Below are 8,921 nucleotides of genomic sequence, written 5' to 3' on the forward strand. Positions count from 1 at the left end.
CCCCTGTGGATCGCGCCGACGCCGGGCTCGTAACTCCGGTCGGGCTACGCCCTCCCTGCGTCACGAGCCCGGCGAAGCTCTCTCATCCTGATTGACGCTCCACTGTCACCCTGATTGCCGCGCGGCAGAGCTGACTATCGTGCTCGTGGGCTCCCACACCCGCAGTGTGTCCCGCACGAGGAGGGATGATAACAAACGGCCGACGACGGGAGTAATCGACCGTAACATCTTGCGACGGGATGATGCGCAGCAATACGAAGTTGGACTTTACGGGAAGATCCCTTCCGTCCATGATCTTCTCGTACTCGTAGAAAAGAACCGGCGGACAGCCTGCCGCCTCATGTTCAAGGAAGAGGTCGCCGCTCTCTCGGAGAAGATCGATTAGCAATATAGCGCGCTCGCCCGCGTCGCGGATGTATTCACGCCAAGAAACGCCAAGCCGTCCATCGTCACGCAGGTTCCTCAGATCTTTGGCTAGACGTTCGCCGCTTGCCAAGAGCTCGGGTAGGCGTGTAAAGACCATTTCGCAGCCGCGCTTGACCCGCAGTATCCAGGCAACTTGTAGAATGTTGATGGTCTTCGCGCCCTGTTGGACCATGCGATCAGCGTAGATTCTGAATGGGCTGCCGGTGAGCGCGTGCTCGAATTCTGCACGTTGCGCTTCCATTGACTGGCCAGGTTGGAGCGCTGGAACGAGTCAGACATGGCCTGACCTCCTCTGTTCTAGAGTCGATGCCGCCCCGTGATACTGAATTGCGCTGTGGTGCCGGATTGCCTATCTATGGCGTCTTTCATCCGACAAACTGCTCGCAAGCTAGGTCAAAGTGTGACCAAGAAAGCACGTAACCTCAACAGGACGTTTTGCGAGCAGGGTGACTTTCCACGACGTTCCCAGATCTCTCGGTGCAAAGCCGATGCCAGGCATCTTGTTGCTGCCGAGACGAAGGATGGCCGCGCAACTTTCGTCCTCCTGTTCTGCTGCACAGCGTTTGTCCGATTGAGAACCAAGCTTGTCAGAGATCGGACGCTGTGGGTCGTCTTTGTTAGACAGCCACCTCGCATGCCTAGGGAGCATTCCCCGGGACCACCTATTATTTCAGATGGGTCCTGCTCAATCTTCCAAACTTTCGACCGGTCGCCCGTAGCCATCGCCTCAAATATGTTCGTCTCACACATGAGCGCTCAATCAGGAGGCGAGTTGGCACATTGGTTGCTATTACGGTCTATGACGACCTGGTCCGCTCAGCGCAGTCAGAGATTGCGCCTTCCAGAATGATCTCAAACATGGAGTTAGATCATGGCGAATGAGACGAGACTACCCGTCACCAGGAAGGCTAGTGAGCCCGCGTTTTTTCCTGAAGCATGGCGCCCACTCGAGGCATTGCGCAACGAGGTGGATCGCTTGTTCGAAGACTTCTTTGGCGGCGATTTCTGGCGCCGCTCGTTCCCCCCGCACGCTAGTCTTGGAAGGTCGGTTGCCAAGAAGGTCGCCGCAAGCCCCGCAGTGCATCTTAGCCTAGCCTAGGATTACCCCTAGGGCCTGCAGCCCTCGCCTTCGTCAAACAAGACGGTCCTCAATGGAGGAATACGGGTACGCATCCGAAGGGGGCCGTCTTGCGTGACGGATGGTAATTCGCGAAGCGTGTGACCTTAAGTCTAGCTTTAAGGTCGTCAGGCGATGCGGGTCGAGGTTTTGGGCGGGCGGAAGCGGCGGCGGCGCTGGTCGCAGGACAACAAGGCGCGGATTGTCGAGACGTTAGCGCCGGGCGCGAAGGTGACTGAGGTTGCGCGTCGCAACGGAGTAGCGGCCAGCCTGGTGTTTACTTGGCATCGACAAGCACGGACGTCGGAACAAGTTGTACCATCTTTTACGCCGGTGCAGAGTAGGCATACGATGAAGACCGCCCGATTGGTGCGTACGCGCGGGCCCGGCGAGCTCTATGATGGCGTGGCGTGAAGGTCAGGCGGCCTGCTGACCGGCGGGCTTGCCGGCTTGGCCCAGGAGCTTCCATTCCCAGGGCAGCAGTTCGTGCAGACGCGATGTGGGAAGATCGGCGATACGGGCGAGGACGTCAGCGAGCCAGGCCTTGGGATCGACGTCGTTGAGGCGACAGGTCGTGATCATCGTCAGTATGATGGCGGCGCGGTCGGCGCCGCGCTGGCTGCCGGCAAAGGTCCAGTTCCGCCGTCCCAAGGCGATGCCTCTCAATGCGCGCTCGGCGCAATTGTTGGTCAAGCAGATCCTGCCATCGTCGAGGAAGCGGGCGAAGTCGTCCCAGCGCCTGAGCATGTAATTCATAGGCTTTAGGACCTCGGAGGAGCGCGAGAGGGTTTCGCGCTCGCGCAGCAACCAGGCGTGCATGTCCGCGAGAAGCGGCTTGCTCTGTTCCTGGCGCACGGCACGCCGCTCCTTGGCGCCGCGGCCGTTGATGGCGCGCTCGATCTCGAACAATGCATCCAGGCGTCTGACCGCCTCCAGCGCGATCGGAGAGACCGGTTTGCCCTTCTGACCTTCCCGAGCATTTTTCTCGATGTCGGCCAGCTCGAAGAAGCCCCGTCGTGCATGGGCAAAGCAAAATGCTGGCGTAATCGGCCGTGCCTTCTTCTGCGGATCGAACAGCGGTTCGAACCCGCTGTAGCAATCGGCTTGCAGGATACCACCGAAGGCGACCAGATGCTTCTGGGGATGCTCGCCTCGTCGGTCGCTCGAGGCGTAATAGACCGCAGCCGGCGGCGCGGGCCCGGCGAAGGGCCGGTCATCCCGCACATAAGTCCAGATCCGTCCGGTGGTACACTTGCCCTTTGCCAGGATACGGATGGTGGTATCATCGCCATGAAGGCGCTCGGCCGCGAGCGCATGGCGTTCGATCAAATGGAAGAGCGGCATGACGGCGAAGGTGCCGTGGCCGACCTGGTCGGCCAGGGTCGACAACGACACGTCGATCCCCTCGGCCTTGAAGCGCGCACTCTGGCGGTTGAGCGGGATATGCATGCCGAACTTGTCGAACAGGATCGTCGCCAGCAATTGTGGGCCAATGAAGCCGCGCGGCGTGGCATGGAACGGCGCGGGCGGCTGGCTGATCTTCTCGCAATCGCGGCAGGTGAACTTCTCCCGTACCGTCTCGATCAACTTGAAGCGGCGTGGGATCTCCTCCAGCGTCTTGGTCACATCCTCGCCGATCTTCGCTAGCCGCGATCCACCGCAGCAGGCGCAGCTCGTTGGAGCCTCCATGACGATGCGCTCGCGTTCGATGTCATCCGGCCATGGCTTGCGCACCGGCCGCTTGCGCGTGAAGAAACGGACGTTCTGCGTCTTTGCTGCTGCAGCCTGCGCGGCAAGCTCATCCTCGCTCGCCGTGGTAACGAGTTCCTCGAGCTCCAGCTCCAACTGCTCCAGCAGCCGTGCCGTGCGCTCGGAGCGCGGCCCGTACAGTTCGCGTTTGAGCTTCTCGATCCGCAGCTCAAGATGCGCGATCAGCGCCTCGTTGTCCGACAGCTCCGCCCGCACACTGGCAGCCACCGCCTCAGCGTGTAGCCGCGCCTCACGCTCGGCCTGCAGCGCCGCCAGGGCACTCGCAAGATCCGATGGAAGATCGTCCGGCTTCGATATCATGAAGCCAGTGAATCAGATCAAGCCGCAGATTCAAACCATAAAACGCTATCCGACCCGCGTTGGACGCTGGGTTTCTTGTGGGTTGCGCCAATCGATCCCGGACAACAGATAGCTCAACTGCGCCGGCGAGATCGTTACCGATTCACCGGCAACCGATGGCCAGATGAACCTTCCTCTCTCGAGTCTTTTGGTAAACAGGCATGCTCCCTGGCCATCGTGCCAGATCATCTTCACAAGATCGCTGCGGCGACCACGGAAGACGAACAGATGACCGTTGAGCGGGTCTTTGTGCAGCACCTCCTGCACTTGGAGTGCCAACGACGGAAAGCCTCTGCGCATATCGGTGTAGCCTGTCGCGAGCCACACTCGCGCGCCGGTCGGAACCGGGATCATCGGCGCACCATGGCATCGAGAACGCGACGCAGCGCGTCTCCATCAACGTCGCCATCGACCCGGATGCGGTGTCCGCTGCCGAGATCAATCTCAATGATGCCCTGGCTCCTCCGTCGACGCGCCGGCGCCGTCGTCGATGGCACTTCGGTCAGGTCCCGCGGCGGCACAGACGGTCCAATCTAGACCGGCACGAACGGAGCTATACTCGTCTCACGGTGCTTGCAAAGCTCTTTGCGCCACCTGAACAGCTGGCTCACATGAAGGCCGGCCATGCGAGCCACCTCGGAAACAGTGGCTCCGGGCTCGAGCGATGCTGCGACCAGCCGTTCCTTCTCATCTCGCGACCACCGCCGCCGCCGCTCGACCGATGTGATCACCTCTGCCCGCGAAATCGTCATAGCGCTTCTCCTAGGATTACCCCTAGGACCTGCAGCGCTCGCCTCCGTCAAACAAGGCGGCCGTCAACGGAGGCGTACGGTGCAGATCGCCGCCGTGGCGGATCGGCTGAGGAAACTCCGAAGCTTTTGCCTGCGGTTGAGGGCGGAGTTCGCTCCGTGGCAGCCGCGCGTACTGGATTGATAGAGATCGATCTCGGCAACCGATGGTGCATCTGGGGGGATGCGCACGTCGATCCGAAGGCGCTGGCGCAGGTCCTCGATTGCTTGGATGCCGATGATTGCTATACGGGGAATGTGCGAATGTGGCTCGCGACAGGCTACACGGATATGCGCAGAAGCTTTCCGTCGCGGGCACTCCAAGCGCAGGAGGTGCTGCACAAAGACCCGCTCAGCGGTCATCTGTTCGTCTTCCGCGGTCGCCGCAGCGACCTTGTGAAGGCGATCTGGAACGATGGCTAGGGAGCCTGCTTGTTCACAAAAATACTCGAGAGAGGGAAGCTCATCTAGCCATCGGTTGCCGGTTATAGCGCGACAATCGGGATGAGAACGCGCGTATTGCCTCACATATCGATGCTCCCGGGCGCGATTGGTTGCCTCATTTATTTTGCTCCTGGCCTGAGTTGAGGAGGAGGCCGGGTGCGGAGATGGCGGGGTTTCGGAGCGTCCGGCCTCCCTCCGCAGGCACCTCGCACGTCATTGGGGCGTTGTCACCTCATACCCTGGCGGCATTTTCTCACTTGAAGCGAACAGAGCGCATTCGCTTGCTCGCCGCGCCAGGATTTCCGCCGATGTTGAAGGGTTCGAAGCTTGATCCGGATAGGCTCCAGGATACTCCACCTGCAGGCGCGAGAGCAGTTCGCTGCCACTCCGCCAAGGCTCGGCTTCAAACCATTTTCGCAAATCTGGCGTTGCCCGGATGAGCGGGTCGGGACGACGCCGGCCTCTTCTCGCCTTCACGAGTAGCCGATCCGTTGGTCGCATGGCTCCGTCCTTCCAAGCTGTGCGTAGACTTGCCAGGAAACGATCGATCGAGTGCGATGCCGCAGCAGGGCTGCCGATTGGTTGGGTATCCGCGAGGGCCGCGAGGCGTTCCTGCCCGTCGCGAATGTCGCGCAACAACGCGACCGGATCGAGAACGGCATAGATTTCTTGAGATGATGGCGGACAGCATCAGGCGTGCGGGCGTCTGCTGCCAGGTGTTGGTGAGGCGTTGCTGACGCGCGGTATGTCTTGCGTACACGAGCACCGTCGCAAGACGTTCACGAACAGCCGCGCTGATCGATACACTTCGGCCAGCAGCTCGGCCGCTTCCAGGCCTTCGAACCTACGATAGCCGACCATCCTGCGCACGACGGCGCCGTTCTTTTGCTCGACGAACGCCTGGTCATTCTTCCGGTAGGGACGACAACGCGGGGAGACAATGTCGGCCGCTTCGCAGTAGGCCTTCAGCGTCTCGTTCACGAACACGGTATCATGGAACACTGCGACGCAGGGAATGTGCTGTGTGCCGCCGGCGCTTGCGACCTAATTTTTCTCGGACCTGCACCAATGCGCGATCGATCGTCGCAGCGCTCATCGCCAAAAGTTTGGCACGCATCTCAGGGGCAAGGTCGAGGTGCCCGTGGCGTTCCATCGCCTCGATCAGCGCAGGCATTAACGCCCTCAGTCGCTTCCCGCAGATCCGGTCTTATGCTCCCAAAGCAGCACAAAGCGCGGTGTGTTCTGCTTCATTGTAGATCCGACGTCGCCCCCGTCGGCCTTGGCGTGCGTCTTCCTTGTTTCGAAGTAGACGCATCGCATGCTTGCGATGGGATCCGGTGATGTCGACGAACTCGTCCAATATCCGTGCCTTCTTCGCGATCCGAACGCCGGTAGCGCACGCCTGCCGCCGCCGTCATGAGGTTGCGGGCGCGGGCCATCAGATCGACCGGTCTTTGCAGACGCACACCTTCAACGTCGTTACCCGACAGCATATCAGTGAGCCGTTCGATGGCCCAATGAGCGGCTGCGCTGAAATCCCGAACGTTGAAAAACGATTCTGTTTCGGGAGCGAACGTCTGGCCCGGTACGAAGAGCCTTCATCATGCCCGTACAATCTGTCCATGGTCGTCGCGCCCCTCTAGGCTAATGTTCGCTGTCGCCGGACCCCACGCTTTGCAGCTCGGCAGGTGTTCTCAGTCATCTGTTATTGAGTTGTTGGAACGACGGAAGCATCAGGACCGGCGAGCATTCGGAAAGCCCTGTCATTAGAGGGGCCTAAATAGCCGGGCGCGTTGTTGTACATCGTGGAGCAAACGACGTGCCAGAGCAGTATATCTTTCTAAACAACGCGCACCTCCGAATCGCTGCGTTCCATGTCCGACTCGTCGAACATCCGACAACGGGTGTAATCTAATGGACGTCTGAGTGTATTCAAATCGCGCGTATATGACGCTTCATCAAATGGCGCGTGCGTGAGCCGCCAGTTTTTGCGCAACGTCTCGGCTTGCGCATCAGGAGTTTCCATTCCGTCATGCGCTTCACGATGAACCGGACCGTCGCCGGTCGACCCGCAGTAGCGGATAAGGCCAAGGAAGACATCTGGCTCTGCTCCTGCGTTGCCCTTGCCGATGCACTCCACCTCCGGAGCCTGGAACGAACAATACTTTAAGCAGATGGCCTAATGGCTGAGCTCCGCTCGAGGCCTGCCTCTTAATATCCCGGAGCCGTCACTGCCGACTTCCGTCTTCTGCACGCCTGCTTTGCGACTTGGTGCGATACACGACGATAAGCGCCATTGCTCTCGAATCTCTGAGACTCAGCGGTTGATCAAGTTGACGATGCCATGCGGCTTACTTGAACCGGTGCGCCAATCTCAAAAGTCACTGTTCGAAACAGTTTCAAAAGTCACTTTTTGAAGCAGTTTCAACGTCGTTGACGAGAGGCCGGCGCGCTGACATGAATCCAGAGCAGGATATTGGCTGCTCTTTGGATTGTGGTGTGTGGCGTCACGAGAGGAGGTCTTTGCTCGCGATAAGATGTGTACGCATGAAAGGCCGCCTCACCGATGCTGGGGACTTGCAGGATGAGCGAGGCTGGGGGCACAGCCTCGCCCCAGCGAAGCCTTAGGCCGCCTTGACGTTGATGGTCTTGGCTGCCTTCTTGCGCCTCTTCGGTCTTCGGTAGAACGACATTCAGTACACCGTACTTAAAAGTGGGCTCGATCTTGTCGGAGTTGACGCCGTCCGGTAGGGCGAAGAGGTTTCATCTCGCTTGTCGCCCCTGATACTAAGACCACCATGAGTAAGCTTGACTGCGATATTCTTCTGGTCGAGGTTAGGTAGTTCGACCGTTATCTCGTACGCATTGTCGCTTTTGGTCACGTCGACCGCCGGGGCCGAAAGCTTCTTGCAAAGATCGCGTTTGAGGCGCGCGAGCGAGCGGACTGGCTGGTTCCAAAAGCGGCCACCGAGATCGTCGAAAATCCGATCGATCTCGCTTCTGAATGCCGAAAATGGTTGCCATATCTCGCCCGCGACGGCGGGATCGTTGGTCGAACTTCGCGACAGGTCTTTGGTTTCAGTTGCCGTGATCAATTCTCCATGGAAGTTTGACGCTTTCGGTCGCAAGAGAATTAGTCGTGGCCGACCGGCCGCCAGTTGATTTCGTCCAATAGGTGACGACGTTGCTGACTTCCTGGGCAGTCCGCGACGTGCAGCGCGCCGATAGTCCGTATAAGAATAATCGGCCTGCCAAAAGCTCTTTCACCTCGGAGGGAATAGCGCGCGATTTCACGTCGGCGAATTGCTCACCTTTGCCGCAGATGACGGGCCCGCTTTACATATTATCTGTCACTTTCGTTAAACGATTTCGACCAGAGCCGCTCCGCGAAATCCAGATGGCACTTCATTACGTCCGAGAGAGTTTTGGAATTGGCAAGATTCTTCAGAAGATTGGCCTGAGCGTGCAGAGAGGAAGCAGCCAGCTTTGACCGTGTTTCAATGCCGCACCGAACAGGTCTGTTGTCTCCGGCTGATGCCCGGGCGGCCCGTTCGCGCTCTGGATCTGACTTCCGTTCGCGTTTCTCGTACTCGGGACTTCTCGCGGGCATTCAACGTCTCCCCGTCTGAACAGGATCGCAGCGCGCTGCGTGGTCTAGATGCGACCAAGAGGCTTCGGAAAGTACCACAACCGGCAACATGGCGAACCTATCTCATTTGGTAGCGCTTGCTCAATCGGGATCGCTTAAGCGGATATGCACGGGCGAGCTTGGCTGTCTGCTCGGCATTGACAATGAAGACAATTCCTATCGATTAGCTTAGCGTCGCGCTTCCGAGCGCGAGCGTCGCAAACGTCCATGACTAGGTGTCTGGTTCCCGCAAATGAACTCATGCACGATCCATTGTTGCTATTGCGCTATGGATGTTATGTAACGCGCACGCCTGCAGCAGGATGCGCGATATTTCAATCGATCAGCCTGACCTCGACGGCTCTGTACTTCGAGCGCTGTTTATTGAAACGAATACCGAAAGTCACGC

At 59.2% G+C, this 8,921-nt stretch carries 9 protein-coding genes and 1 pseudogene; 2 read left to right on the top strand and 8 right to left on the bottom strand.

All coding sequences use genetic code 11. The features are described 5' to 3' along the window. Window positions 1-82: 82 nt before the first annotated feature. The gene (locus I6F33_RS37325; RefSeq protein WP_225143835.1) at window positions 83-667 is read right to left on the bottom strand and encodes a DUF3141 domain-containing protein; all 585 of its coding nucleotides are present in this window, start codon (window positions 665-667) and stop codon (window positions 83-85) included. A gap of 1,011 nt (window positions 668-1,678) precedes the next feature. On the opposite strand from I6F33_RS37325, the gene I6F33_RS38745 reads away from it, so the two are divergent. After that, window positions 1,679-1,957 carry a transposase gene (locus I6F33_RS38745; RefSeq protein ID WP_225145756.1) on the top strand — a complete coding sequence of 93 codons (279 nt, stop codon included), beginning with the start codon at window positions 1,679-1,681 and terminating at the stop codon, window positions 1,955-1,957. Between the two features lie 3 nt (window positions 1,958-1,960). Here the strand turns inward: I6F33_RS38745 and I6F33_RS37335 are convergent, their stop codons facing one another. The 3 genes from I6F33_RS37335 to I6F33_RS38750 form a co-directional block, all read right to left on the bottom strand. After that, window positions 1,961-3,613, bottom strand: coding sequence for an IS66 family transposase (locus I6F33_RS37335; RefSeq protein ID WP_225145757.1), 1,653 nt, complete (start codon window positions 3,611-3,613; stop codon window positions 1,961-1,963). A 45-nt stretch (window positions 3,614-3,658) separates the two neighbouring features. Next, a complete protein-coding gene (tnpB, locus tag I6F33_RS37340) occupies window positions 3,659-4,006 on the bottom strand; it encodes an IS66 family insertion sequence element accessory protein TnpB (protein WP_038937265.1) in 348 nt (115 codons plus the stop codon). Window positions 4,007-4,185: 179 nt separating this feature from the next. Next, window positions 4,186-4,404, bottom strand: coding sequence for a transposase (locus I6F33_RS38750; protein ID WP_225145758.1), 219 nt, complete (start codon window positions 4,402-4,404; stop codon window positions 4,186-4,188). Window positions 4,405-4,560: 156 nt separating this feature from the next. Here I6F33_RS38750 and tnpB (I6F33_RS38570) point away from each other — a divergent pair, with 156 nt between their 5' ends. After that, window positions 4,561-4,863 (top strand): IS66 family insertion sequence element accessory protein TnpB, encoded by a 303-nt coding sequence (gene tnpB / locus I6F33_RS38570; protein WP_225131468.1) that lies wholly within the window; start codon window positions 4,561-4,563, stop codon window positions 4,861-4,863. 234 nt (window positions 4,864-5,097) lie between these two features. Here tnpB (I6F33_RS38570) and I6F33_RS37355 read toward each other — a convergent pair. The 4 genes and pseudogenes from I6F33_RS37355 to I6F33_RS38575 form a co-directional block, all read right to left on the bottom strand. Continuing rightward, window positions 5,098-6,377 (bottom strand): annotated as a pseudogene (locus tag I6F33_RS37355) (ISNCY family transposase). Between the two features lie 347 nt (window positions 6,378-6,724). Beyond that, window positions 6,725-7,024, bottom strand: a complete 300-nt coding sequence (locus I6F33_RS37360) for a hypothetical protein (protein ID WP_225143839.1) — start codon at window positions 7,022-7,024, stop codon at window positions 6,725-6,727. 284 nt (window positions 7,025-7,308) lie between these two features. After that, window positions 7,309-7,608, bottom strand: coding sequence for a hypothetical protein (locus tag I6F33_RS38755; protein ID WP_225154088.1), 300 nt, complete (start codon window positions 7,606-7,608; stop codon window positions 7,309-7,311). Next, window positions 7,578-8,012 carry an Hsp20 family protein gene (locus I6F33_RS38575; protein WP_346656711.1) on the bottom strand — a complete coding sequence of 145 codons (435 nt, stop codon included), beginning with the start codon at window positions 8,010-8,012 and terminating at the stop codon, window positions 7,578-7,580. Before I6F33_RS38575 ends, I6F33_RS38755 begins: the two co-directional genes overlap by 31 nt. Window positions 8,013-8,921: the final 909 nt, after the last annotated feature.

Origin of the sequence: Bradyrhizobium sp. BRP20 (assembly GCF_020194215.1) — a bacterium.
Lineage (GTDB): Bacteria > Pseudomonadota > Alphaproteobacteria > Rhizobiales > Xanthobacteraceae > Bradyrhizobium > Bradyrhizobium yuanmingense.

Bases quoted from the DNA above. Each gene is read 5' to 3' on its own strand.
- I6F33_RS37325 (WP_225143835.1), bottom strand. From the start codon at position 667: ATGGAAGCGCAACGTGCAGAATTCGAGCACGCGCTCACCGGCAGCCCA.
- I6F33_RS38745 (WP_225145756.1), top strand. From the start codon at position 1,679: ATGCGGGTCGAGGTTTTGGGCGGGCGGAAGCGGCGGCGGCGCTGGTCG.
- I6F33_RS37335 (WP_225145757.1), bottom strand. From the start codon at position 3,613: ATGATATCGAAGCCGGACGATCTTCCATCGGATCTTGCGAGTGCCCTG.
- tnpB (WP_038937265.1), bottom strand. From the start codon at position 4,006: ATGATCCCGGTTCCGACCGGCGCGCGAGTGTGGCTCGCGACAGGCTAC.
- I6F33_RS38750 (WP_225145758.1), bottom strand. From the start codon at position 4,404: ATGACGATTTCGCGGGCAGAGGTGATCACATCGGTCGAGCGGCGGCGG.